General features: G+C 59.0%; 28 protein-coding genes. 17 read left to right on the forward strand and 11 right to left on the reverse strand.

The window, feature by feature from the left end:
• Positions 1-320: 320 nt before the first annotated feature.
• Complete coding sequence (gene argJ / locus ACODR9_RS22865) at positions 321-1,538, reverse strand: bifunctional glutamate N-acetyltransferase/amino-acid acetyltransferase ArgJ (RefSeq protein WP_488812716.1); 1,218 nt, start codon at positions 1,536-1,538, stop codon at positions 321-323.
• Positions 1,539-1,610: 72 nt separating this feature from the next.
• Positions 1,611-3,404 (reverse strand): DNA helicase RecQ, encoded by a 1,794-nt coding sequence (gene recQ / locus ACODR9_RS22870; RefSeq protein ID WP_488812718.1) that lies wholly within the window; start codon positions 3,402-3,404, stop codon positions 1,611-1,613.
• Between the two features lie 400 nt (positions 3,405-3,804).
• Here recQ and ACODR9_RS22875 point away from each other — a divergent pair, with 400 nt between their 5' ends.
• The 4 genes from ACODR9_RS22875 (at position 3,805) to ACODR9_RS22890 (ending at position 8,654) form a co-directional block, all read left to right on the forward strand.
• On the forward strand, positions 3,805-4,287 hold the full coding sequence (locus ACODR9_RS22875; protein WP_488812720.1) for a surface-adhesin E family protein: 483 nt from the start codon (positions 3,805-3,807) through the stop codon (positions 4,285-4,287).
• A gap of 97 nt (positions 4,288-4,384) precedes the next feature.
• Positions 4,385-5,158 (forward strand): ParA family protein, encoded by a 774-nt coding sequence (locus tag ACODR9_RS22880; protein ID WP_488812722.1) that lies wholly within the window; start codon positions 4,385-4,387, stop codon positions 5,156-5,158.
• Positions 5,159-5,173: 15 nt separating this feature from the next.
• The gene (locus tag ACODR9_RS22885; protein WP_488812724.1) at positions 5,174-7,786 is read left to right on the forward strand and encodes a sensor histidine kinase; all 2,613 of its coding nucleotides are present in this window, start codon (positions 5,174-5,176) and stop codon (positions 7,784-7,786) included.
• Positions 7,761-8,654, forward strand: coding sequence for a response regulator (locus tag ACODR9_RS22890; RefSeq protein WP_488812726.1), 894 nt, complete (start codon positions 7,761-7,763; stop codon positions 8,652-8,654). The genes ACODR9_RS22885 and ACODR9_RS22890 overlap by 26 nt, the downstream gene beginning before the upstream one ends.
• Here ACODR9_RS22890 and ACODR9_RS22895 read toward each other — a convergent pair.
• Entirely contained in the window at positions 8,651-10,186 is a 1,536-nt protein-coding gene (locus ACODR9_RS22895) for a DNA internalization-related competence protein ComEC/Rec2 (protein WP_488812728.1), read from the reverse strand. The genes ACODR9_RS22890 and ACODR9_RS22895 overlap by 4 nt on opposite strands.
• Positions 10,187-10,209: 23 nt before the next feature.
• A complete protein-coding gene (locus ACODR9_RS22900; RefSeq protein WP_488812730.1) occupies positions 10,210-10,887 on the reverse strand; it encodes a ComEC/Rec2 family competence protein in 678 nt (225 codons plus the stop codon).
• Positions 10,888-10,995: 108 nt separating this feature from the next.
• Here ACODR9_RS22900 and ACODR9_RS22905 point away from each other — a divergent pair, with 108 nt between their 5' ends.
• Complete coding sequence (locus tag ACODR9_RS22905) at positions 10,996-11,784, forward strand: class I SAM-dependent methyltransferase (RefSeq protein WP_488812765.1); 789 nt, start codon at positions 10,996-10,998, stop codon at positions 11,782-11,784.
• A gap of 96 nt (positions 11,785-11,880) precedes the next feature.
• Positions 11,881-12,630 carry an MgtC/SapB family protein gene (locus ACODR9_RS22910; protein WP_488812731.1) on the forward strand — a complete coding sequence of 250 codons (750 nt, stop codon included), beginning with the start codon at positions 11,881-11,883 and terminating at the stop codon, positions 12,628-12,630.
• 6 nt (positions 12,631-12,636) lie between these two features.
• On the opposite strand, the gene ACODR9_RS22915 is transcribed toward ACODR9_RS22910, so the two are convergent.
• Complete coding sequence (locus tag ACODR9_RS22915; RefSeq protein WP_488812733.1) at positions 12,637-12,933, reverse strand: DUF2325 domain-containing protein; 297 nt, start codon at positions 12,931-12,933, stop codon at positions 12,637-12,639.
• Positions 12,934-13,092: 159 nt separating this feature from the next.
• Here ACODR9_RS22915 and ACODR9_RS22920 point away from each other — a divergent pair, with 159 nt between their 5' ends.
• Entirely contained in the window at positions 13,093-13,308 is a 216-nt protein-coding gene (locus ACODR9_RS22920) for a SlyX family protein (RefSeq protein ID WP_488812735.1), read from the forward strand.
• 4 nt (positions 13,309-13,312) lie between these two features.
• Here ACODR9_RS22920 and ACODR9_RS22925 read toward each other — a convergent pair whose 3' ends face one another.
• Positions 13,313-13,891, reverse strand: coding sequence for a GNAT family N-acetyltransferase (locus ACODR9_RS22925; protein ID WP_488812737.1), 579 nt, complete (start codon positions 13,889-13,891; stop codon positions 13,313-13,315).
• Complete coding sequence (locus tag ACODR9_RS22930) at positions 13,888-14,790, reverse strand: DMT family transporter (protein ID WP_488812739.1); 903 nt, start codon at positions 14,788-14,790, stop codon at positions 13,888-13,890. The genes ACODR9_RS22925 and ACODR9_RS22930 overlap by 4 nt, the downstream gene beginning before the upstream one ends.
• Positions 14,791-14,901: 111 nt before the next feature.
• On the opposite strand from ACODR9_RS22930, the gene dapC reads away from it, so the two are divergent.
• The 9 genes from dapC to ACODR9_RS22975 all read left to right on the forward strand — a co-directional run bounded on the left by dapC (position 14,902) and on the right by ACODR9_RS22975 (position 21,434).
• Complete coding sequence (dapC, locus tag ACODR9_RS22935) at positions 14,902-16,092, forward strand: succinyldiaminopimelate transaminase (RefSeq protein WP_488812741.1); 1,191 nt, start codon at positions 14,902-14,904, stop codon at positions 16,090-16,092.
• Positions 16,093-16,147: 55 nt separating this feature from the next.
• Positions 16,148-16,969: a 2,3,4,5-tetrahydropyridine-2,6-dicarboxylate N-succinyltransferase gene (dapD, locus tag ACODR9_RS22940; RefSeq protein WP_488812743.1), complete on the forward strand. Its 822-nt coding sequence runs from the start codon at positions 16,148-16,150 to the stop codon at positions 16,967-16,969.
• A 346-nt stretch (positions 16,970-17,315) separates the two neighbouring features.
• Entirely contained in the window at positions 17,316-18,134 is an 819-nt protein-coding gene (locus ACODR9_RS22945) for an ABC transporter ATP-binding protein (RefSeq protein ID WP_488812745.1), read from the forward strand.
• Positions 18,127-18,912, forward strand: coding sequence for a lipid asymmetry maintenance ABC transporter permease subunit MlaE (gene mlaE, locus ACODR9_RS22950; RefSeq protein ID WP_178971283.1), 786 nt, complete (start codon positions 18,127-18,129; stop codon positions 18,910-18,912). Before ACODR9_RS22945 ends, mlaE begins: the two co-directional genes overlap by 8 nt.
• A gap of 10 nt (positions 18,913-18,922) precedes the next feature.
• Positions 18,923-19,408 (forward strand): outer membrane lipid asymmetry maintenance protein MlaD, encoded by a 486-nt coding sequence (gene mlaD / locus ACODR9_RS22955; protein ID WP_159879784.1) that lies wholly within the window; start codon positions 18,923-18,925, stop codon positions 19,406-19,408.
• A 41-nt stretch (positions 19,409-19,449) separates the two neighbouring features.
• The gene (locus ACODR9_RS22960) at positions 19,450-20,061 is read left to right on the forward strand and encodes an MlaC/ttg2D family ABC transporter substrate-binding protein (RefSeq protein WP_488812747.1); all 612 of its coding nucleotides are present in this window, start codon (positions 19,450-19,452) and stop codon (positions 20,059-20,061) included.
• Positions 20,062-20,076: 15 nt separating this feature from the next.
• Positions 20,077-20,370: an STAS domain-containing protein gene (locus ACODR9_RS22965; RefSeq protein WP_488812749.1), complete on the forward strand. Its 294-nt coding sequence runs from the start codon at positions 20,077-20,079 to the stop codon at positions 20,368-20,370.
• A gap of 3 nt (positions 20,371-20,373) precedes the next feature.
• Positions 20,374-21,138, forward strand: coding sequence for an MlaA family lipoprotein (locus ACODR9_RS22970; RefSeq protein WP_488812751.1), 765 nt, complete (start codon positions 20,374-20,376; stop codon positions 21,136-21,138).
• Positions 21,139-21,272: 134 nt separating this feature from the next.
• Positions 21,273-21,434 (forward strand): hypothetical protein, encoded by a 162-nt coding sequence (locus tag ACODR9_RS22975; protein ID WP_488812753.1) that lies wholly within the window; start codon positions 21,273-21,275, stop codon positions 21,432-21,434.
• Between the two features lie 537 nt (positions 21,435-21,971).
• Here the strand turns inward: ACODR9_RS22975 and murA are convergent.
• From murA to ACODR9_RS22995, 4 genes are read right to left on the reverse strand one after another with little or no spacing between them, the layout of a single operon-like run.
• The gene (gene murA / locus ACODR9_RS22980; RefSeq protein ID WP_488812755.1) at positions 21,972-23,225 is read right to left on the reverse strand and encodes a UDP-N-acetylglucosamine 1-carboxyvinyltransferase; all 1,254 of its coding nucleotides are present in this window, start codon (positions 23,223-23,225) and stop codon (positions 21,972-21,974) included.
• A gap of 7 nt (positions 23,226-23,232) precedes the next feature.
• On the reverse strand, positions 23,233-23,481 hold the full coding sequence (locus ACODR9_RS22985; protein ID WP_488812757.1) for a BolA family protein: 249 nt from the start codon (positions 23,479-23,481) through the stop codon (positions 23,233-23,235).
• 22 nt (positions 23,482-23,503) lie between these two features.
• The gene (locus tag ACODR9_RS22990) at positions 23,504-24,259 is read right to left on the reverse strand and encodes an ABC transporter permease (protein ID WP_488812759.1); all 756 of its coding nucleotides are present in this window, start codon (positions 24,257-24,259) and stop codon (positions 23,504-23,506) included.
• The gene (locus ACODR9_RS22995; protein WP_488812761.1) at positions 24,259-25,161 is read right to left on the reverse strand and encodes an ABC transporter ATP-binding protein; all 903 of its coding nucleotides are present in this window, start codon (positions 25,159-25,161) and stop codon (positions 24,259-24,261) included. Before ACODR9_RS22995 ends, ACODR9_RS22990 begins: the two co-directional genes overlap by 1 nt.
• A gap of 225 nt (positions 25,162-25,386) precedes the next feature.
• On the opposite strand from ACODR9_RS22995, the gene ACODR9_RS23000 reads away from it, so the two are divergent.
• Complete coding sequence (locus tag ACODR9_RS23000; protein ID WP_488812763.1) at positions 25,387-25,548, forward strand: hypothetical protein; 162 nt, start codon at positions 25,387-25,389, stop codon at positions 25,546-25,548.
• The last annotated feature ends 12 nt before the right edge of the window (positions 25,549-25,560 follow it).

Consider the following 25,560-nt stretch of genomic DNA (forward strand, 5'->3'; position numbering starts at 1 on the left):
GTTTCCGTCGCTGCGTTGTCTGCTGAGGAGGCGAACTATACCGCCCCACCCCCCCCTCGTCAACACTTTGTGCGAGAAAAACTGCACGATTTGCTGAAATTCCGGCCCACCACACGCTAAGTCACTGAGCGGTAATGCTTTATGAAATGCGGGTTTTATTACGATCTGGCTGCAGTGGCGCGCTATCTGGTCAAAGGCGGTTTGCGTCTGGGCTGAAAAAGGGGCTGGCTGGTGCAAAAAACCGGCCTAACCAGGCACACAGGCAGCAAAAAGCCCGGCTGGGCCGGGCTTTTTGTACCAAGGACTACCGTATAGCTGTATCAGCTACGGTAGTCGGCATTGATTTTTACATAATCATAAGAGAAGTCGCAGGTCCAGACCGTGGCCTGGGCAGCGCCACGCCCCAGCACTACACGTACGGTGATTTCGCTCTGACTCATCACGCGCTGGCCGTCTTCTTCTTTGTATTCCGGATTGCGACCACCGTTGCAGGCTACCAGTACATCATCCAGATACAAGGAGAGGCGATCGACATCCATATCGCTGATACCAGCGTAGCCGATGGCACATAGCAGACGACCCAGATTCGGGTCGGAGGCGAAGAAGGCAGTCTTGACCAGCGGCGAGCGGGCGATGGCGTAAGCCACGTCCTTACACTCGGCAACCGAACGGCCGCCTTCTACCTTGACGCTGATGAATTTGGTAGCACCCTCGCCATCGCGGATGATGGCTTGGGCCAGCTCGGTGGCAACATCCACCAAGGCGGCTTTGAGGATGGCGTAGGCCGGGTGATTGACCGAGTCGATACGCGGTGCAGCGCTCTTGCCGGTGGATACTAGGATGAAGCTGTCGTTGGTGGAGGTATCACCGTCGACCGAGATGCAGTTAAAGGACAGGTCGGCCACTTCCTTGACCAGTTGCTCCAGTACCGGACGGGTTACCGGCGCATCGGTAGCGACAAAGCCCAGCATGGTGGCCATATTGGGGTGAATCATGCCGGCACCCTTGGCGATGCCGGTGATGCTGACCTTGGCACCGTCGATATCGAGCGTGCGGCTGGTGGCCTTGGGCGCGGTGTCGGTGGTCATGATGGCTTCGGCAGCCTCGGCCCAGTTGGCCGGGCGACGGGTCGGCAGTGCCTGGATGATTTTGTCCGCTGGCAGCGGCTCCAGGATGACGCCCGTGGAGAAGGGCAGAATCTGTTCAACGGCGCAATCCAGTTCGCCTGCCAGCGCCTGACATACGGACAATGCACGCTGACGACCATCTTCTCCGGTACCGGCATTGGCGTTGCCAGTATTCACCACCAGTGCGCGGATTTGCACACCGGCATCCAGATGATTCTTGCTGATTTGCACCGGGGCGGCGCAGAAGCGGTTTTGCGTGAACACGCCGGCAACGGTATTGCCCTTGTCGATGCGGACGACCAGCACATCCTTGCGGTTGGCTTTTTTGATGCCGGCTTCTGCCACGCTCAGTTCGATGCCATCAATGATGGCCAGTTGATCGGCGCTAACCGGGGTCAGGTTGACTGCCATGATGAATTCTCCATGCCGGCACGCTGACACGTGCCTGTTGCTTGTATGTTGTGTGGCTAGATTGTAACGGAATCAGTCCTGCTGGCTATCGAGGATTTGTTGCAATGCATCGCCATAGCGTGCCAGCTTCAGTTCGCCCAGGCCGTATACCTTGCCCAGTTCGCGCAGGCTTTGCGGCCGACGCTCGACGATGTCGCGCAAGGTGCGATCGGAAAATACCGCATAGGCTGGCACATTGTGCTCGTCTGCGGTCTGGCGGCGCCAGCGGCGCAGGGCCTGCCACAGGCGCTCCTCACGTTCGGTACGCAGCCAGCGGTCAGTATTGACGCTGCGCGCCTTGCTGTCTTCCGCCAGCGGGCGCAGGTAGATTTTTTCCTGCCCCTTGAGCAGGGCGCGGCAGGCATCGGTCAACACCAGCGACTGGCCTCGGGCGATGTCCACCTGCAGGATCTTGCGGGCAACGAGCTGGCGAATGAGCGAGCGCCAGGCGCGCTGATTGTAATCGCGCCCGATGCCAAAGGTGCTGAGCTTGTCATGACCGAAACTGAGCACCGACTGGTTGCTGCGCCCCAGCAGCACATCCACCACATGATTGGCGGCAAAACGCTGCTCCACTCTATAGATACAAGACAGCAGCTTCTGTACCGGCACGGTGGCATCAAAGGTGATTGGCGGATTCAGGCAATTGTCGCAATGGCCGCAGGGCTGGCTGGCTTCGCCAAAGTGGCTGAGGATTTGCTGACGGCGGCAGCTGGCGGTTTCACAAAAGGCCAGCATGGCATCCAGCTTGGACAGCTCTACCTGTTTTTGCAGCTCGGCCATTTCCGAGCCCTGAATCATCTGGTTGAGCTGCACCATGTCGTTCAGCCCGTAACACAGCCAGCTGGATGCGGGCAGGCCGTCTCGTCCAGCCCGGCCCGATTCCTGATAGAAATTCTCCGGACTCTTGGGCAGATCGATATGGGCGACAAAACGCACATCCGGCTTGTCGATGCCCATGCCAAAGGCCACAGTAGCCGCCATGACGATGCCCTCTTCGCGCAGAAACTCGCGCTGGTGCCGCTCACGCACTTCATGACTGAGACCGGCGTGATAGGGCAAGGCCGGAATGCCGTTCTGGCTGAGCCACTCGGCGGTTTCTTCCACCCGCTTGCGCGACAGGCAGTACACAATGCCCGAAGCACCGGGATATTCATTATTGATAAAGTCCAGCAGCTGTTTTTTGGCGTTGTGCTTTTCCACTACCTGATAAAACAGATTGGGCCGGTCGAAGCTGGACAGGAATACCCGCGCGTCGGACAGCTTGAGGTAATGCAGGATGTCTTCGCGGGTTTGCGGATCGGCAGTAGCGGTGAGCGCAATGCGCGGCACCTGGGGGTAGTGATCGGCCAGCATGCCCAGCTGCTGGTATTCCGGGCGGAAGTCATGCCCCCACTGACTGACGCAATGCGCTTCATCGATGGCAAACAGGGCAATGTCCAGTTGCGCCAGGAAATCAAGAAAGCGCGGCGTCAGCAAGCGCTCCGGCGCCACATACAGCAACTTCAAGGAGCCATCGCGGGCACGCCGGGCAATATCCCGCGCCTCCTCTGGTGCGGTGGCAGAGTTCAGACAGGCCGCCGCAACACCCACTTCGGTAAGCGCAGCCACCTGATCCTGCATCAGCGCAATCAGCGGCGAAACGACGATGGTCACTCCCGGTCGCATCAGCGCAGGAATCTGGTAGCACAGGCTTTTGCCGCCGCCGGTGGGCATCAACACCAGCGCATGGCCGCCGTCGACGATGTGCTGCACGATCTGCTCCTGCTGACCGCGAAAAGCCGGGTAACCAAAGATATTGCCAAGTAAGGTGAGTGCGTCCTGCATGCGGGGTAAGCACCAAGCCCGCGCCGGATGTTCCGGTCAGGACAAGGCCGACAACCTGTGTGAAGTCATGGGAAGGGGGCTATTGTACGGCAAAGCGCCTCTGCACAAAAAAAAGCCGCCCCAAATGGGCGGCATCAAGTTTGGATGGAGACAATGTGAAACGAAGAGAAAGATGCTCTCGTACAAGAGAGACCGCCGGTAAATATTGAAAGTTCCTTTTTACTTAAAGACAATTCTTAAACTTTCACATGAAAATAGCGTCAATCCAGGCGCGCACACCACGCACACGGCAAGCAATCTCACCCTGGCGGCGATCCGCCGCACTTGCCATGCGTGCCAGCATGATTTCCTCCATGCTGCCGCCTATGCGAAACTGTGCGCATTACACCGGAGATCAAGCATGTTTTATCGTCTGCTCGCCCTGGCAGCCTGCGGCAGCCTGCTGGCCGCCTGCACCACCGTCCCTACTCAGACTTCATCCCCCAGACCAAAACCGTTGCCTGTCCCTCTACCGTCACAGGCCAATGCCGACTGGGAAAACCTGGGCGTATCACCCAATGGCAATATCCTGAACGAACTGGACAAGCTGTCGATCAAGCCGCAAGGCAGTGTGGTGACCTTTCGCGATCGCAAAACCATCTTCAATGTGAAGAAAGAAAACTTCCTGTCCACTCCACGGCACAAGATTTCTATCAACAGTTGGCTGATCGACTGCTCTGCACGCACGTTCCGCCTGACCAGCATGGTGTTGTTTGACGAAAATGGTCGCCAGATTGCCAGTTACACTTACAATGACAGTCAGATAAAAGCCATGCCAGTAACTCAAAACTCAGCCAGTTATCAGCAGATGCAATACGTGTGCAAGGGCCTGGCCGGCTTCTGATATATTCGGATGCCGCTGCGACATGCCAGCCTTGCCAGGCTTTCCAGCCGGCTCCACCCATCAGCATGTATATATAGTGTCGCCAAAGGGAGATTCCATGCACGCCATCCGCCGTGTGGTGTTCAATCAGAAAGGTGGGGTCGGCAAGTCCACCATTACCGCCAATCTGGCTGCCGTGGCCGCCCGACAGGGCAAAAAAGTGTTGTTGATTGACCTGGATGCCCAGGGCAATGCCAGCCACTACCTGACCGGGGCAACCGCGCACGATGCGGAAAAATCTGCCGCTGGCTTTTTTGGCCAGATGCTGAATATCAGCATGTACAGCAAGGAGCTGCCGGACTTTGTCAGTGCCACGCCGTTTGATGCGCTGCAGTTGCTGGCATCGCATCCAGAGCTGAGCGAGCTGATGGTGAAGCTGGAAAGCCGCTACAAGATGTTCAAACTGAAAGAGGCACTGGACCAGGTAGCTGGGGAGTTTGACGAGATCTGGATCGACACCCCGCCAGCGCTCAACTTTTTTACCCGCTCGGCCCTGATCGCAGCGGACCGCTGCCTGATTCCGTTTGATTGCGATGCCTTTTCGCGCCAAGCCTTGTACAACCTGATGGCCAGCGTTGAGGAAATCCGTGCCGATCATAATCCTGCACTGCAGGTAGAAGGCATCGTGGTCAACCAATTTCAGCCGCGCGCCAGCCTGCCGGTACGCCTAGTGGCCGAATTGCGCGCCGAAGGCCTGCCGGTACTGGATCCGCCGCTGTCGGCGTCGGTAAAGATTCGTGAATCGCACGATGTGGCAAAGCCGATGGTGTATCTGGACCCCAAGCACAAGCTATCGCTTGAGTTTACCGCCCTGTACCACACGCTGGCCTGATGCCGGCAGGAAATCATGTCGAGTCTGAATCGTCTCACTTCCCTGCTGCTGGGAGCACTCCTGACCATTGCCCTGCTGTCGGCTGAATATGCGCTGCTGCTGGACAATGATCAGGTACGCGAACAGGAAAAGCTGCAGCATTGGGGGGAGCTGGGGACGGAGCTGCTGGCCACCCGGTTGCAGGAAATGCTCGATCGTACCGACCTGCTGGCACAAAGCCTGGTTAGGCAGCGGCATAGCACGGGCACCCCGCCCAATCTGAGCGAACTGGCACCCACGGTCCTGAAAGAAGAGAGCCGCTTTGGCGGCATCGGCATCGTACGGCGCATTGGTCCGAACCAGCGCGCCGAATTCGAGGCCAACATCGCCAACAGCATCCGCACGCTCAAGGATCGCCACCTGGTACCCAGCCCACAGCAGCCGATGTACTACCCCGTGGAAAGTTATCTGCCGGATGACGGCAACGCGCTGCCGCAAGGGATGGATCTGGGTAGCCTGGACAACGCCAGACGCAAGATGGACCAGGCGCGCAACCGCAATCAGCCCATGCTGATGTTTAACACCCTGACGCCGGGTGCCACGCCGCGACTCGACATCATGGCCAATCTCGGTGATGACGGCCACATGCTGCTGGTCAATCTGCGCAGCGATCTGCTGCTGCAAAGCAGCCAGAACAACCCCGATCAGCCTAATCCGCTACAGCATGTGCGCCTGGTGGTTTGGAATCAGGAGGCACCGGACCACCCCAGCCTCGACTCGCTGCCCGCACAGGCCTTGCCATCAGGCAACCCATTACTGACCACGCGTCGCCATATCGGCGGCTATGACCTGCTGTTTGGTGCCTACCCGCTGGAAGAAGACCAGCCGGCACTCAGCATGCAGGGCTACGGCATTCTTGCCGTCTCAGCCATCATCATGTGCCTGCTGCTGATTCTGCAGCAGCGGCAGATTACCCATAACCGGGAATTGCGCATTCTGCTGCGCCGCCAACACCAGCAGCTGGAACTGAACAACCGCACGCTGCGCGAACAGATCAACGATCGCACGTATTCCGAGCAGGCACTGGCAGAAAGTGAAGCCCGCCAGCGTGCTATTTTGCAAGCCAGCTCGGACGCCATCATCCTGATCAACCGCAACGGCCTGATCACCCATGTCAATCCGGCAGCCGCCCGACTGATTGGCCAGAGCGCTGAATCCATCGAGCATCTGCCGGTCGGTTCGCTGCTGACCGAACTCTACAGCCTCAACCCCAGCATCAGCTTTGAAGCGATTGCCGCCGCCCGAGAAGGCCGCCCCTTCGAGGCCCATCTGCTATGCAGCGACAACCGGCAGATGCCGGTGGAACTGTCGCTAAGCCGGGTTGAAGTGCCGGACGACTCCTTCTATGTGGCCGTATGCCGTGACATCAGCCTGCGCAAGGAGCAGGAAGCCGCGCTGATCCGGCTGAAAAACAGCCTGGCAGAACAAGTTGAAGTACAAAGCCGGCAGCTGGCCGCCCTGCTGGAAGCCAGCCCCATGGCCATGGCCTATATTGTCGACCGCCACCTGCGCCGGGTGAACGGTGCTTTCCTTGATTTGTTTGAACGCAAGGAAGACGAAGTCATCGGCCAGACCACCCTGCCCTATTTCGAAAGCCAGGAGCAATGGGAGCGCACCGGACGCGCACTGTACAACCTGCTCAACGACGGTAAGGTGGTGCAATCCGAAGTGAAGCTACGTACCGGCTCCGGCAAGGTCATCTGGTGCCGCATGTTTGGCCGGGCGGTAAATCCATCCGTACCCAAGCTGGGTACCATCTGGCTGTACCAGGACTTTTCCGCCCAGCGCGAAATGGAAGACGCGCTACGCCAGGCCAAAACCCTGGCCGAGGAAAACAGCCGGGCCAAGACCGAATTCCTGGCCAATATGTCGCACGAACTGCGCACGCCGATGCATGCCATCCTGGGCTTTACCGAAATTGGCGAAGCGCGCTCGCGCCAGTTGCAGGATGACAAGCTGGCACAGTACTTCCAGCGCATCCACAGCAGTGGCAACCGCCTGCTGCAGTTGCTGAACGACCTGCTGGACCTGGCCAAGATGGAAGTGGGCAAGATGGACTACCATTTCGGCCATTACGATCTGACCCAGTGCCTGCGCGAAGCCTGCGATGAAATGACCCCGCTGGCAGGCAACCGCAATATCAGGATCTATCTGTACAGCACGCCGGAAAAGCTGACCGCAGACATCGACCCCTTCCGACTGGGCCAAGTGGTGCGCAACCTGCTGTCCAATGCCATCAAGTTCAGTCCGGATGGCGACATTATTCGCGTCACCGCCCGCCTGCAGCAGGACAGCCAGCAGCAAGAGCAGATCATGCTATGTGTGGAAGACGCCGGCCCGGGTATTCCGGCGGATGAAATCGAAACCATCTTCGACAAGTTCATCCAGAGCAGCGCCACCAAGACCGGCGCGGGTGGCACCGGCCTGGGCCTGGCCATCTGCCGCGAAATCATCCTGGCACATCATGGCGTCATTTTTGCCGAAAACCTGAGCCCGCGCGGTGCCGTATTCACGGCCCTGCTGCCACGCCAGCACGACAATCACACGCCAAACGAGGAAGCCTATGCCCCACCGTCTTTTACTCGTTGACGACGAGCCCTTCAATCTGGAGCTGATGACCGAGCTGCTGGAAACAGCGGGCTATGAAACCGTGTGCGCCGACAATGGCGAAAAAGCGTGGCAGATCCTGCAGGAGCAAGGCAGCACGCTGTCCATGGTGCTGCTCGACAAGATGATGCCGGGCCTGAATGGCTTTGATGTACTCAAGCGCATCAAGAGCACGCAGGAACTCAACTTCCTGCCCGTCATCCTGCAAACGGCCATCGGCTCCCCTTCCAGCGTGCAGCAAGGCATGGAAGCCGGCGCCTTTTACTATCTGACCAAGCCCTTCTCGCGCGACATGTTGCTAGCGGTGGTCAAGGCCGCCCAAAGCCACTGGGACCGGCATCAGGCATTTCGCGAACTGGCCAAGCAGCACCTGGATGCACTAGCCCATCTGCAGCAGGCAGAATTCCGCCTGCGCACCCTGAAAGAAGCCCAGACCGTCACCGCCCTGCTCGCCCGCACCTGCACCCAGCCGGAGAAAGTAGCCACTGGCCTGTTTGAGCTGATGGTCAATGCCATCGAACATGGCAACCTGGGCATCAGCTACGCCGAAAAAACCAGGCTGCAATCCGAAGGCGGCTGGGAAGTAGAGCTGGAGCGCCGCCAGCACGACCCGGTACTGGGGCAACGCGAAGTCAGCATTTTCTTTTCCCGCGACGCCAGTTGCTGCCGCTTTACCATCCAGGACATGGGGGCTGGTTTTGATTGGCAGAACTACCAGGACTGCCCGGCGGCCTCGCTACTGGCCAGTCATGGCCGTGGCATTCTGATTGCCCGCAAACTGTCTTTTGACAACGTGGAATATCAGGGCAATGGCAACCAGGTTGTCGCCAGCGTGCTGCATACGCCTTAATCGGCAACCTTCCCGCAGCGGCCAGGGCTGCGCCAGTAGCGCGCAGCCTGAATCCGGTAGCAAGCAAAGGACAGTTCCATCCCCATCTCCACACTGATCAAGCCGTCCATATCGGTACGCAGCACCCCGCCTTGTGCCTGCAAGGCCTCCAGCACGCGCGGCTGTGGATGACGGTACCGGTTGAGAAACCCCACGCTCAATACCGACCACTGCGGTGCCACGGTCTCCAGCCACAGCGGTGAGCTAGATGTTTTACTGCCGTGATGCCCCACCACCAGCACCGTGCTGCGCAGCTGCCCGCCATAATCGGCCACCAGTTGCTCCTCAACTGCACGCGGGGCATCACCACTGATCAGGATGGCATGCTGCCAACTGGCCACCCGCAACACACAGCTGTGGCTGTTGTCATCCGGCAGTGACGCACCGGTCTCAGGCCACAGCACATCAAAGCGCACACCATCCCACACCCAGCTTTGCCCCCGCTGGCAAATCTCTCCGGTCAAACCATATTGCGCCAGCGTGGCCACCTGCCCGGCCAACACACGCCGCAGCGGCATGGCGGCAGCAATATCAGCCGTGGCGGCGTCGTGATCCTTATCATTGTGCGATAACAGCAGCACATCCAACTGGCGGATGCCAAAACCGCGCAATTGCGGCAATACCCAGCGCTCCCCCGCTGCGGCACCGGTATCAAACAGCAAGGCATGCTGATGAGTCTGAATCAGCACGGCCAAGCCTTGGCCTACATCCAGCAAGCGGATGCGTGCGGTACCAGGCTCAGGGGCCGCTGGCTGATAGAACAATACCGGCAGCAGCAGACTGCCGCCCAGCCAGCGCCCCGGCATGCCGCCTGGTGCCAGCAGCCAGACACTCGCTACCCCGCCCAGCAACAACAGCGGCCATGGCAATGCCGCCGTCTGCCACACCGGCAGCTGCGCCAGCCAGTCCACGCCACGGTAAAACCACTCCGCCAGCCAGCCGGCCCATTGCAAGGGCAGGTCCCAGGGTATGGCCACCGCCAGCAGACTGGCAGGGGTCAGCAACACAGAGACAAAGGGAATACCCAGTGCATTGGCCAGCGGTGACACCAGCGGGAAACTGCCGAACATGGCGAACAGCGGCAACAGGGACGCCACCGTAGCTGCCCATTGCCCCAGCAATGCCTGCTGCACTTTCCCGGCAGGACGCCGTCGCCCCAGTGAAGACAACATCAGGGCGGCCACCAGACCAAACGACAGCCACAGACCGGGAGCCAGCACGGCAAACGGATCAATCAGCAAGACAAGGGCCAAGGCCAGCCACCAAATATGCAAGCCGCTCCAGCTGCGCCGCCACAGCAGCATCAATGCCATGCAGCACAGCATGTAGAGCGTTCGCTGGGTGGGCACGGAAAAGCCGGCCAGTACGGCATACGCGGCAGCGGCCAACACCCCGGACAGCACAATCAGAATACGCGGGTGCAAAAAGTTGACCGGCCAGCGTCGCAGCAGCCAGGCCACCATTGCCGCCACCATCCCGGCCACCATGGCCATGTTATGTCATGTAATTCTGTTCACTAGGCTCCCACGGTCAAGCCAGCCACCAGTCCGGCAGCACGCTGCGGCCCCAGCACGCTGTCGATACGCAACACCAGTCTTGCGCGCAAGCGATCCACCCACGCCATTACATCCGTGGCATCACCCAGCCGCTGTGCGCCGGGCATTACCGCACCACTGGCCAGCACGCCTTCCGACCACTGCCACTGCTCGGCATCAAAACCATGGGGATTGGCGGTGGACTGTGCTGGCCGAAAACGCGCCGTCAGCCTCCAGCGCTCACCAGCATGCCAGGCCACATTGCTGGCGGCCTCGCCCTTGCGGGCAAAGACATGCAGTTGTACCCGCTCCGGCAGTTGCGCACCCGGCGTCAGCACCTGCTCAACTTCAAACTGCATGCGTATTCCATACGTCCCGGATACCGGCAAACCACGCACCACGCCTTGCAAGGTCAGTGGCTGCTGCCACAGTGACTCGGGCAATGCTTGTGCCTGCCGCCATTGCGCACGGGCATCGGCATAGGTCAGCCCCAGCAGGAAGGCAAACAGCACACCCGCCAGCCATGCCGGACGCGGTGCGGCCAAGCGGGAAACCAGCAGCATCAGCAGACTCAAACCGGCCAGGTTCCACAGCGACGGGAGGGCAGAGAGAAAGGCGCAGCACACAATGCCAGCCACAAACAGGGCAAGTTTCAACATCCGCTTCTTATGCCCGCTGCAGCTGCGCACGACAATGTCGACTAGGACAGGCAGCTTGCCGCACTGCCATACATCCCGTATCGTGCCGGCATGATGCCAACCGACCCGATCCAGCCCACTCCACTGTTCTGTAGCGAAAGCGCCCGCCGCGACCAGGCCGCCCTGCTCGCCAGCCGTTTTAACCTGCCCCTGTTAGCGTGCCGGCCCGATTCAGGCTACTGGCTGGAGCTGGGCGCAGAGCGGCTGGAGCTGGTCACCACCGGCAAGCACGGGGCGGTGTATGCCGAATTTGTCGAAGGTGCGGCACGCCACCGCCGGGAACAGGGCGGGGGCCGTGGCCAGCCGGTGGCCAAGGCCGTGGGCCTGAAGGGTTCCAAGGACCTGCCACACATTGTCGATGCCACCGCAGGCCTTGGCCGGGACAGTTTCGTGCTGGCCAGCCTGGGCTGCCAGGTCACCATGGTGGAGCGCTCGCCGGTAGCTGCCGCCCTGCTGTTCGATGCGCTGGAGCGTGCCGCCCGTGCGCCGGAAACCGCCGACATCGCATCCCGCATGCAGCTGGTACACGCCAATTCGGCTGACTGGCTGGCACAGCTTGACGACCAAGACCGGCCAGAAGTGGTGTTTGTCGATCCCATGTTTCCGGATACCGACAAGAAAAGTGCAGCAGCCAAGAAAGACATGCAAGCCTTCCAGCAGGTGATTGGCGATGATATGGACAGCGCCCGCCTGCTGGAAGCCGCCATTGCCGCCGCCAAGGTGCGCGTGGTGGTAAAGCGGCCACGCCTGGGCGCCCCCATCGAGGGCGTCAAGCCATCGGCCGTACTGGATGGCAAATCCACCCGTTTTGATCTTTACATCATCAAGGCGCTGCGCCCGGCACACAGCACATCCTGAGCCGAGCAGAAGCTGGCGCAGACCGGCTTGCCATCGGACCATCCCAGGCATAGCCTGACAGTACGGCCAGCAGAAACCCCTACAAGAAAGCACGCCATGAGCACCACGTTTGCCCAACTGCTAGACCAGTATTGGTCAGCTCAGAAATGGGAAGTCAATCTGCTGATTACCTGCAATCTGCTGGGCGGCCTGCTGCTGGGCTGCCTGGTCGGCTATGAACGCTGGTCCAATGGCCGCGCAGCCGGCATGCGTACCTATGGCCTGGTCTCGATGGCCGCCACCGGCGTCATCAGCATGATCGGCTATTCGGGTTTCTGGTATGGCGGTGCGCACGCCGACATCATGCATGGCGACATGACCCGTGTTGCCCAGGGCGTGCTGACCGGCGTGGGCTTTCTGGGGGCCGGCATGATCATGAAGGAAGGCATGTCCATCAGCGGGCTCACCTCAGCCGCGTCGGTGTGGATGTCCTCGGTGATCGGTATCCTGGTGGGCGTGGGCTTTTATCTGTCCGCCATCGCCGTCACCCTGCTGTGCATTCTGTGCATGCGGGTACTGAACTGGATGGAAGACCGGCTACCACGACGCTTCAGCCTGTTTGTCACACTGGTGGCCAAGCAGGAACACCACTGGACTGTGCAGCAGTTATGCACAGACCTGCGTGCACTCGGTGTCATCGTGCATGAGGAAAGCATTGCGCTGAAAGTGAGCAAGGATGCCACCGAATGGAATTTCCTGGTGTCGGCACTGAACAAGCATCATCTGATCAATGTGGTGGACCTGTCGCGTGAAATCATACAGCTGGAGCATATCGAAACCTTCAGCGTACAGCCGGCACGCAACTGAGTCCTCTTAGCCCTGCGCTTGCCAGCCATCGTGGCGCAACCGCTCGGCCACTGCCGTGGCGGAACGGCGGCATGCCAGTACGGGAATACCATGGGCCGCTGCCGTATCGCGATAATGCCGCATGGCATTGTGACCAAGAAAATCGGTTAGCAGAATCAGCATCTGGGTGTTCTTGGGCAAGGGCAGCTTACGCTGGTGCAAGGTGTTGCGGCCGGTAATATGGCGGGCAATCCGGATATCATATAGCGCCAGCACATCGGGAATCTGTCCCAGGCTGTCGCCGCCAATCAGCAAGGCGTCCATGTCCATTCTCCTTAAATGCCGCACTGCGGCGGGACCATGGAGCCATCGTAGCCGGACCATTACATTCCAGATAATAATAAAAACTGGAATTCTTATTCCCATTCACACAAAACATGTTCAGGCACATCGCCACCATGCCAAGCAAGGTAGAATGCACGGATGAATACCGAAGACCGCCTGAATGAACTGGAAGTGAAAATCGCCTTCCAGGATGACCTGCTCGACAGCCTCAACAGCACCATTGCCCGCCAGCAACAGCAAATCGACTTGCTGCAACAGCAACTGCGCCTGGTGTATCAGCAATTCAAGGCCGCCCAGCCTGATAGTGGCAACAGCGGCGGCTCCCTGCGCGACGACATACCGCCGCATTACTGAGCCATCAGGTTTTCTTGCGTTTGCGGGATACCACGGCTTCAATATTCTTGCGGGCAATCAACGGGGCCGATGCTGTCAATGGCCTGGCAGTTTCCGGTGCTTGCAGCCACTTGTGCATGATCAAACAATCGACCAGGCCCAGGCTGCGGTGCCGGTAAGCACCCGGCACGCGCCCCACTTCGACAAAACCCAGTTTTTTCCACAAGGCTACTGCCACGGTATTGCTGGCCACCACCGCATTGAACTGCATGGCCAGAAAACCCAGTGCACGCCCGCGCTGCTGCGAATGTGCACACAGGGCGGCGGCCACCCCCTTGCCACGCGCTGCCGAGGCCACCATATAGCCGCAATTGCACACATGGCCGCCCGGCCCGGCCGCATTCGGCTTGATAAAGTAACTGCCCAGCAGCACGCCATCCTCCTCGACCAGCCAGGTTTCCTGTGGTAGTGCACACCACAAGTCACGCGCTTGATCCTGATTCAGTTGCGGATCATAGGCGTAGCTTTCCTGCGCCTGGATGATGGCCTGGAACGTTGGCCAGAACGCAGCGAAGTCTTCTGCCTGCATTGGTCGGATATTCACATGCTCTCCCTTGCAGCCACAGGCTGCGTCATCTTGCCGGACAACAGACTGGCACCACCAATCAGCGCCGCGCCCAGCCATTCCTGTACGCTCATGGCCTCTCCTGCCAGCAGATAGGCCGAGATGGCGGCAAATACCAGCTCCAGCAGCATCAGCGTCATGGTCTGGCTGGCCGGCAGCAGGCTGACGCCATGCTGGGAGATAATGCTGGTGGCCAGCAAGGTGACGCCCAGCAAGGCCAGTATCAGCGCGGCCGTCCACGACACATCCAGCACGCTGCCCAGTTGCTGGCGCGCAGCCAATGCCACCAGCCCCATCAACGCCACGCCCACCCAGATGGTGGCGGACTTCACCGGCACCGGCAGATTGTGTGCCCGCTTGCTCAGCACATTGCCCAAGGCAAAGCTGATGCCACCGGACAGCGCCAACCATTCATAACGCTGGCTGAGCAGCGCAGCGCCATCCAGCAGTCCGGGACGATACAGGATGATCATGCAGCCGGCCAGCGACAGCACCACCACCAGCCAGCCGCTGCGCGTCAGGCGCTCATGCAGCAGCAAGCGCGAAAATAAGGCAGTCCACAGTGGTGACAGGTAAAACAGCAGCAATACCCGCATCACCATGCCCTCGGACACCGCCCAGGTGTAGCTGAAATTGCACCAGCCAAACAGCAGGGCCAACAAGGGCAGCACCGGATGCCAGCGCAGCTGGCGACGGTAGACGTCAAAGAACAGCACGCCACCGAGCAAGGCGGCCAGCAGGTAGACCAGCAATGAGGTATGTGCCGTGCTGACCCCCTGCTGGCTGAGCACGCGAAACGGGTACCACATCAGCCCCCACACCAGCGCTGTGGTAACGACGGCAACAATGGCAAGAAGCTTTTGTTTTACAAGAGGCATCACGATTTCTTAAGATGGGCGATTCTGCGGCACTGCACTACAGTCCGCCAAACCGGATCAGCGGCGGCCAGCATAGCCGGCCAGCCCCCACTGCAACAGAGAGAACCAAGCGTGAATCCCCACCTGGAAAGCCTGCAACCCTATCCCTTCCAGCGTTTGCGCCAGTTGATGGCCGGTGCTGTTCCTGCCGACAAGCCGCACATCAATCTGTCGATCGGCGAGCCGAAACACCCGACGCCAGAAGTCATCAAGCAAGCGCTGGTCGACTCGCTGGGCGGCCTGTCGGTTTACCCGGCCACATTGGGCAGCGTGGAGCTACGCCAGTCCTGCGCCAACTGGATGCAACGCCGCTACGGCTTGCAACTGGATGCCGAAAAAGAAGTGCTGCCCGTCAATGGCAGCCGAGAAGCCCTGTTTGCCTTTGTGCAGACCGTGGTTAACAGCCAGCAGGCTGAAAAGCCGGTGGTGATTTCACCCAACCCGTTTTACCAGATTTATGAAGGTGCAGCACTGTTGGCAGGTGCTGAGCCCTTTTATGTCAACTGTACCTCCAGCACGGGCTTTCAGCCCGACTGGGCCAGCGTGCCGGAAAGCGTATGGGCGCGTACCCAGCTGGTATTCGTCTGCAGCCCGGGCAATCCCACCGGTGCGGTGATGTCGCTGGACGACTGGAAAAACCTGTTCGCGCTGTCCGACCGCTACGGCTTTGTTATTGCCAGCGATGAATGCTATTCGGAAATCCACTTCGGCCAGCCGCCGCTGGGCGGACTGGAAGCCGCCAGCAAGCTGGGGCGCAACTTTGACCGCCTGGTGATGTTCACCAGCCTGTCCAAGCGCTCCAATGCGCCGGGCATGCGTTCCGGCTTTGTCGCTGGCGATGCCGCACTGCTGGCCCAGTTCATGCTGTACCGCACTTATCAGGGCGGTGCCATGAGCCCCACCATCCAGGCCGCCAGCGTGGCTGCCTGGAACGACGAAGCCCATGTCGAGGCAAACTGCGCCGCGTATATCGCCAAATTCCAGGCCGTCACCCCCGTACTGGCCGAGGTGCTGGATGTGGCTTTGCCGGATGCCAGCTTCTACCTGTGGGCCAAGGTCCCCGGTGGCGATGACACCGGTTTTGCCCGTGCGCTGTTCGAACAAGAACACATCACCGTGTTGCCAGGCTCCTTCCTGGCACGCACGGCACATGGCGTGAATCCGGGCAGCGGCTATATCCGTATCGCTCTGGTCGCGACACTGGCAGAATGTCAGGCTGCCGCCGAACGCATCGTGCGTTTCGTCAAGACAACAACCATATAAGCGACATCCACCAGCTATGACTGTTTCCATTCACATTGCCAAAGGACTCCATCACATGCATCCGATTCAAGCTCTGATCGAAGAAGCCTTCGAAAAACGCGCCGACATCACCCCTGCCACCGTCTCCGCCGAACTGAAAGCCGCCATTGGCCAGGTCATCACGGAACTGGACAACGGCCACCTGCGCGTGGCCGAAAAAGTGGACGGTGACTGGGTGGTTAACCAGTGGGTGAAAAAAGCCGTGCTGCTGTCCTTCCGCATCCGCGACAACGTGGTGCAGGACGATGGCGTCAGCCGCTACTTTGACAAGGTGGACACCAAGTTCCACGACTGGAGCGAAGCCCACTTCAAGGAAGCCGGTTTCCGTGTGGTGCCGGGTGCCGTGGCACGCAAGGGCAGCTTCATTGCCAAGAACACCGTGCTGATGCCGTCCTACGTCAACATCGGTGCCTATGTGGACGAAGGCACCATGGTGGACACCTGGGCCACCGTCGGCTCCTGCGCCCAGATCGGCAAAAACGTGCATCTGTCCGGCGGCGTGGGCATTGGCGGCGTGCTGGAACCGCTGCAAGCCGGCCCTACCATCATTGAAGACAACTGCTTCATCGGCGCACGCTCTGAAGTGGTGGAAGGCGTGATCGTGGGTGAAGGCTCGGTCATCTCCATGGGCGTGTACATTGGCCAATCCACCAAGATCTACGACCGTGAAACCGGCGAAGTCACTTATGGCCGCATTCCGCCGGGCTCGGTGGTGGTATCGGGCAACCTGCCGTCCAAGGATGGCAGCCACAGCCTGTACTGCGCCGTCATTGTCAAGAAGGTGGATGCGCAAACCCGCAGCAAGACCAGCATTAATGATCTGCTGCGCGGCGTGTAAGCCTCACACCCCGGCCAGTGCTTTGCCACTGGCCTTGCACACCAGACCCGGCCACGCCGGGTCTTTTGCATGCGCCACCCGCCAAGCAACAATAGCTTGATGACAACAGCGCGCTTGCTCCGCAACCATGCCAATGAAATAATATGGCCACTGATTTTTCAGCCCGACTTCAAACTTGTTTAAAAACTAATAGATACAATACTTGCCAGACGCCCTCCACGGCAGGCACCATCGTTACATGCCGAAACCTTCAATATTTGGCGAGCGGCAGACAAATCTATAAAATCCAGCTGTTTCATGCCCAAACCGGGCTGTAACTTCACCGTGTTTTTTATCCGGAAAATCCGTGTCTTCAGACCATTTCATCGAATTCAGGAATGTCAGCTTCGCCTACGGCGAGCGCAGCATCCTGAACAACATCAGCCTCGTCATTCCGCGCGGCAAGCTGGTCGCCATCATGGGGGGCAGCGGCAGCGGCAAGACAACCATGCTGCGCCTGATCTCCGGCCAGATCCGCCCGGGCTCCGGCCAGGTGCTGGTGGATGGCCGTGATCTTGCCGGCATGAACCATGCCGAACTGTTCGAACATCGCCGCCGCATGGGCATGCTCTTCCAGTTTGGTGCGCTGTTTACCGACCTATCGGTCGAGGACAATGTTGCCTTCCCCATCCGCGAACACACCCGCCTGCCAGACAGCATGATTCATGATCTGGTGATCATGAAGCTCTCTGCGGTGGGCCTGCGCGGCACCCAGGCACTGATGCCGGCCGAGCTATCCGGCGGCATGGCACGCCGGGTGGCACTGGCCCGCGCCATTGCCCTTGATCCGCAGCTGATGCTGTATGACGAACCATTTACCGGCCTGGACCCGATCTCGCTGGGCGTCATCGCCCACCTGATCAAAAAACTGAACGATGCACTAGGCACCACCTCCATCATGGTGACCCACGACGTGCACAAATCGCTGGACATCGTCGACTACGTCTATTTCGTCTCCAATGGCGCCATCGTTGCCGATGGCACGCCAGAAGATATCCGCTCCTCGTCCTCGCCCTGGGTGCACCAGTTCATGTGGGGCGAGGCTGATGGTCCGGTGCATTTTGCCTATCCTGCCAGCAGCACGCTGCAGCAGGACCTGGGCCTGAAAGGAAGCCAGCATGACTGAACTGCTGCTGTCGCCGCTGCGCCGCCTGGGCCACAGCACCATCAATGCCATCTGGCGGCTGGGCTTCATCACCCGCTTCCTGCTGGCCATCCTGCGCTATTCCGGCCAGAGCCTGCTGCGCTTCAACCTCACCATCCGCGAAATCTACTTCGCTGGCGTGATGTCGGTCATCATCGTGGTGGTGTCCGGGCTGTTTGTCGGCATGGTGCTGGGTTTGCAGGGTTACAACACCCTGTCGCGCTTTGGCTCTGCCGATGCGCTGGGCGCGCTGGTGGCATTATCACTGCTGCGCGAACTGGGCCCGGTACTGGCCGCGCTGCTGTTCTCCAGCCGCGCCGGCAGCGCCATGACGGCGGAAATCGGCCTGATGAAGGCCACCGAACAGCTGGACGCCATGAGCGTGATGGCAGTCAACCCCATCGCCCGCGTGGTCGCGCCGCGCTTCTGGGCTGGCGTGATTTCCATGCCCATCCTGGCTGCCATGTTCAATGTAATGGGCATCTTTGGCGGCTACCTGATTGGCGTGGTGATGATAGGCCTTGATTCCGGCACCTTCTGGTCGCAGATGCAAAATAACGTCGATCTGCATTACGACGTGGTGAACGGCCTGATCAAAAGCTTGTGCTTTGGCATTGCCGTCACCCTGATCGCCGTTTTCGAAGGTTACGATGCCACGCCCACTGCGGCTGGCGTATCTGCCGCCACCACGCGCACAGTGGTGACCTCGGCGCTGGTAATCCTGGCGGTGGACTTCGTCCTTACCGCCTTCATGTTCTAGGAAATAGGGAATGAAACGCTCTACTATTGATTTGTGGGTCGGCCTGTTTGTGGCAATCGGCATTGCTGCCGTCGTATTTCTGTCACTGAAAGTGGCCAACCTCACGCCGCAAAGCGCCGATCAGACCTACACCCTGTATGCTGATTTCGACAATATCGGCGGCCTGAAGGTAAAAGCACCCATCAAGGAAGCCGGTGTAGTCGTGGGCCGTGTAGCAGCCATCCAGCTGGATACCAAGACCTACCGCGCACGCGTCACCCTGAATCTGGAAAAGCAGTACACCTTCAGCCGTGACGCCAGCGCCGAAATCCTTACTGCAGGCCTGCTGGGTGAACAGTACATCGGCCTGCTGCAGGGCGGTGACCCGGACGAGCTGAAAGCCGGCGAGCACATCACGCTGACTTCCTCCGCCCTGGTGCTGGAACAGCTGATCGGCAAGTTCATGACCAGCTTCAGTGGCGGCAACAACAAGAGCAGCGCCTCCGCCGCGCAATAACGATAGTCCTTGTGCACAACTCATCAAGAATGACAAATACCATGAAAAAACTGATTGCATCCCTTCTTGTCCTGCTGGGCCTGAGTGCCCACAGCCTGGCTGCCACCGACAATCCGGTTGAGCAAGTTCGCGAAACCTCGCGCCAGATCATGGACGTCCTGAAACAGGAAAACGGCAAGAATACCAAGCAGGTGCGCCAGCAAGTTGAAGCCCTGGCCATTCCCCAGTTCGACTTCCAGCGTATGACCGCGCTGGCCGTTGGCCTGGGCTGGCGCCAGGCCAATCAAGCCCAGCAGAGCGCCCTGTCCCAGCAGTTCCAGACCTTGCTGGTGCGCACCTACTCCACCACCATGACCCGCTTTAAGAATGCGCAGATCGACATCCAGCCCAATGCCACCATGGGCAATAGCGGTCGCGAAGCCACGGTGAAGTCCTCTGTCAGCCTGCCTGGCAATGACAAGGGCCCGGTTGCCGTTGACTACACCCTGTACAAAACCCCGCAAGGCTGGAAGGTGTTCAACGTCAGCGTGGAAGGCGCCAGCCTGGTTACGGTATATCGCAACCAGTTCAGCCAGGAAATCAACAAGAGCGGCGTCGATGGTCTGATCAAGATGCTGCAGGACAAGAACGCCGCCTTGCCGGCAGCCAAGTAAGCCGGGAACATCACCATGTTTGAGGAAACCGCCGCAGGGCAAGGCCGTCTGACCGGCAAGCTGGACATGCACAGCAGCGGCAAGCTGCTGGCCACGCTGACTGCGCGGGTCGCCCGCGCCCCGCTGCAGCTGGACCTGTCCGGCATCAGCGAGGCGGACTCCTCGGCGGTTGCCCTGCTGCTGGCCTGCCGCCGCGCCGCAGAACAAGCTGGCCAGCCGCTACTGTTGCAGAACTGGCCAGCCAGACTATCCGACCTTGTTGAACTGTACGCACTGCGCGCGCTGCTTGTCGGCCCGCAAGGAGACTGAATCATGACTGGCACGCGACTAACCCTGCGCGCTGGCCTGGTGGCAGCCAGCCTGCTGCTGGCCGGCTGCGCCAACACCCACCCAAGCTCACCACTGGATCCCTACGAGTCATTCAACCGCTCGATGTTTTCCTTTAATGACAAGGCAGACCGCTGGGTGATCAAGCCGGCCGCCGAGGGCTACCACGCCATCACGCCAGGGCCGTTCCGCACCGCTGTTGGTAACTTCTTTGACAACTTCAAAGATGTCTACAGCGCGGCCAACAACCTGCTGCAAGCCGAGCCCGAAAAGGCACTCAACGACATCATGCGGGTTGCGCTCAACAGCACCTTCGGCCTGTTTGGTCTGATTGATATTGCGACGCCAGCCGGTCTGAAAAACAACAAGACCTCACTGGGTGATACCTTTGCTCACTGGGGCTGGAAGAGCAGCAACTATCTGGTTTTGCCTTTCTTCGGCCCCAGCACGGTACGTGATGGTCTGGGTCTTGGCGTATCGCTGGGCATCAATGGGCCGGAGCATCTGGTTTATCACAATAGCAACGAAGCCATCGCCTTCTATGGTGTTTACGGTGTGAATACCCGCGCCCGCTACCTGGACTTCGACGATAGCCTCGCTACTGCAGCCATCGACCCCTACACCTATATGCGCGATGGCTTCCTGCAATTGCGGGCACGCCAGTTGGGACAGCCCAACCCTACCCAAAACGAAGACATCAACATCGACGATCTGGTCAGTTCGCCAGCAGCAGCATCTGCACCGCAGTAAGCATCGCCAGCAGATTCACATCAACGCAGCCGCAAGGCTGCTTTTTTTATTCTTCCGCCACGCACTTGATCTACCACAAACACCGGCCCGCAATAAATATTAGAATTTACTAAATTAATTGAACGGAGCCCATCATGGAACAGCGCCAAATCCCACAACAAGCCTTGGAATACCTCACCCGCTGTCTGCGCCATGCGGTGTCCAATGGTCAATATCTGACACCAGAACTACTGGAAGAAGCCATTGCCGAGTACAGTGCCGAACACCCGCAGGAAACCATCCAAGTACTGCATTAAGCACGGTCAATTGAAAGCGCCCCATGGGCTGCTAGTGCACAGGTGCTGCCTGCCCGGTTTCCGCCGGAAACGGGCAACTACCCTTACTGCTGCACATCCATCAGGTGATGCGCGGTTTTAGTGGCCAGATCGGCTTGCTTTACCGCATCGCCTTCCCTACCAGCAGCCTCGGATGGAGTGTGGATGCGACAGCCCATGCCGGGGCAACACCGCCCCCCTGAGCGGGAAATTAAAGTCCGCAGCCCCTTCGTCGCTGCGCACTCCCCGCCATGACTGGGCGGACCTCCACCGGCAGCGCTGTATCCGCCTTGCCAATCAGGCTCTCGCCAGGGCCGGCTAGCAACATACCCTGCTGGAGTACAAGCCTAGTACGCCAGCCAGTCCACTTCCCCTATCACCGTTCGCAATGGCAGTCCGGCTGCAGTATTGCGTCAGGCATGCAGTGACGCGATCAAACAAAAGGCATCAAACCGGTTGTAACCGAATTTGATGCCTTATTTGGACAACAGTCATTTGCAGCAGCGCTGCGAAGCAGTCTTAGCTGATGCGTTCGATCTGTGCGCCTACCGCACCCAGCTTTTTCTCGATGTACTCGTAACCACGGTCCAGGTGATAGATACGGTCGACAATGGTTTCACCCTGCGCCACCAACCCTGCCAGCACCAGGCTGGCGGAAGCGCGCAGGTCAGTGGCCATCACCGTGGCTCCAGACAGCTTCTCGACTCCATGCACCACCGCAGTATTACCCTCAACCTCAATGCGAGCACCCATGCGGTTCAGCTCAGGTACATGCATGAAACGGTTCTCGAAGATGGTCTCGGTCACCACGCCAGCACCTTCAGCAATGCAGTTGAGCGTCATCAGCTGTGCCTGCATATCCGTCGGAAATGCCGGATAAGGCAGGGTGCGGAAACTGATGGCCTTGGGACGGCGCTTCATGTCCAGCGAAATCCAGTCATCACCGGCCTCGACAACAGCACCCGCTTCCACCAGTTTATCCAGCACCGCCTCCATACTGCGCGGTGCGGCATTACGCAATATCAGATGACCTTGCGTCATGGCTGCAGCCACCAGGAAGGTACCAGCTTCGATACGGTCGGGCATGATGGCATATTCACAGCCATGCAGCTTGTCCACACCGTCGATCACCAGGCGGTTGGTGCCAATACCGCTAATACGGGCACCCATGGCAACCAGGCAATTGGCCAGATCGGTCACCTCCGGCTCGCGTGCCGCATTTTCCAGAATGGTGGTGCCATCAGCCAGGGCCGCAGCCATCAGCAGGTTCTCGGTACCGCCCACGGTCACCACATCCATCACGATATGGGCTCCGCGCAGGCGCTTTGCCTTGGCCTTCACATAGCCGTGCTCAATCACCACCTCGGCACCCATGGCGATCAGGCCCTTGATGTGCTGATCCACCGGGCGGCTGCCAATGGCACAGCCACCTGGCAGCGACACCGTGGCTTCGCCAAAGCGTGCCAATGTTGGCCCCAGCACCAGAATGGAAGCGCGCATGGTTTTCACCAGATCATACGGCGCCACCAGGCTGTCCAGATGATCGGCGGTAATTTCCATCTCGTGCACATTGTCGGTCATCACCCGCACGCCCATGCCTTGCAGCAGCTTCTGGGTGGTGGAAATGTCACGCAGCATCGGCACGTTGGTAAAGCGCATGGTGTCAGCGGTCAACAAGCTGGTACACAGAATCGGCAGCGCCGCATTCTTGGCACCGGACACCCGGATTTCACCATTTAGCGGACCGTTGCCGCAGATTTTCAATTTATCCATATAAGGATCAGCCTTGGAGTTTTTCCCACTCGTCCGGCGTAGCAGCCTTGACGATGGAGAGGGCGTGGATTTCGTTGCTGGCCAGGCGGGTGGCAATCACTTCTTTTACCAGGCGGTGACGATCGATCAGCCGCTTGCCGGCAAAATCCTGCGACACCACGGTAGCGTAGAAATGATGGCCATCGCCCTCCACTTCGAGGTGGGAGCACTGAATACCAGCAGCAATGTATTGTTTGACCTGTTCGGCAGAAATCATATGTACATCCTGAAAAGAGATCCTAATGGCGCAGCTTGTAGCCTGATTTGATCAGCCACAAAGCCAGCCCGGAAAGCAAAATAAAACTGCCACCAACCACGCCCAGCGACAGCCATGGGCTGACGTCGGCCTGGCCGAAAAAGCCGTAACGGAACCCGTCGATCATGAAGAACACGGGGTTGACATGCGATACGACGTACCAGAATGGTGGCAGGCTGTTAATCGAATAGAACACGCCAGACAGGAAAGTCAGCGGCATGATCAAAAAGTTCTGGAACGCAGCAAGTTGATCGAATTTTTCTGCCCAAATACCGGCAATCACCCCCAGCGTGCCCAATACGCCGCAACCCAGGATAGCGAACAACAGCACCCACAAGGGATGGCTGGGCAAAGGGAGGCCAAACCAGGCGGTCACCACCAGCACGCCGGCACCCACGGCCAGGCCGCGTACAATCGCAGCCAGCATATAGGCAGCAAAAAACTCCAGCGCGGTCAGCGGCGGCAACAGCAAAAACACAATATTGCCGGTAATCTTGGACTGAATCAGGCTGGATGAACTGTTGGCGAATGCATTCTGCGCCATGGACATCATCGCCAGGCCAGGAATGAGAAAGGCGGTATAGCTGACACCGGGATAGGCTTCAACATGCCGTGACATCACGTGCGAGAAAATCAGCTGGTACATCAGTGCCGTCAATACCGGTGCGGCCACAGTCTGGAAAGACACCTTCCAGAAACGCACCAACTCTTTGCGGAACAAGGTCAGGAAGCCCTGCATCAGGCACGCCCCCCATGCATCATGTTCACAAATACGCTCTCCAGATCAATCTCAACCACATTCAACTCCCGCACGGCTACACCCGCTTCACGCAAGGCCGCCAGCACCCCCTCCAACTGGCCGATATCAGCCAGCCGCAACACAACCCTACCGTCCTCCTCCCGCACCTTGCGGGTGGACAGGCTCTCAGGTAACGGACCGGCCAGCTTGAAGGAAATCTCACGCTCCTTGCCGTGCTGCAATAGCTTGTCCTTACTTTCCAGGGCAACCAGCTTGCCGCGCTTGAGCATGGCAATACGGTTGCACAAGGCTTCCGCCTCTTCCAGATAGTGCGTGGTCAGCACGATGGTATGCCCTACCTCGTTCAGCTCCTTGACGAAGGACCACAAGCTTTGGCGCAACTCGACATCCACCCCCGCCGTCGGCTCGTCCAGCACCATCACCGGCGGGCGGTGTACCAGGGCCTGCGCCACCATGACACGGCGCTTCATCCCGCCAGACAAGGCACGTAGATTGACATTGGCTTTGTCTGCCAAACCCAGCTTGAACAACAACTCGTCAATCCAGTCGTCGTTACGGGTCAGACCAAAATAACCAGACTGAAAACGCAATGTCTCTCGGACCGAGAGAAACGGATCAAATACCAGCTCCTGCGGAACCACACCCAGACTCATGCGCGCGGCACGAAAATCACGGAACACATCATGCCCCATGATACGGATGCTGCCACTATCAGGGCGCGACAAGCCCGCCATGGCCGAAATCAACGTTGTCTTGCCGGCACCATTAGGACCAAGCAAGGCAAAGAACTCACCCGGCTCAACATTGATGCTGACATCATCCAGAGCTTGCAAGCTGCCATAGCGCTTACTCACCGCTTTTATTTCGATAGCCGAGGGCATGTGCTTATCAAATGCTTTGAAAAAAGAGTGCGATTATACCGCCGCCTCCGCAAACCGTGGAATTGTTGTGCCAACAAGCCAGCCAGCAACCGCTGGCCATCCAGTCAGCACCATCGCTTAACCCAACCGGCAGCGGTGACAGAACACCGATTTACCCCTACCAGTAACAGCCACTTAGCCACTGCTAGCGTTTTCAGAGGAAACACGACCAAGTTGGAGAAGACCATGCGACGACAAAAACTGTTGTTTTTAAAGCACATCAATGGAGAAGGGGTATACGGCTGGCACGCAGAGCAAGACGGCGATGGCGGGATCCTAAGCAGACTCAAGCAGTACATCACATCGCCCAAATGCAAAAAGCCCAGCTCTGATGAGCTGGGCTTCTAATGGGGAGTCTGG

Source organism: Aquitalea sp. FG25 (assembly GCF_057809375.1).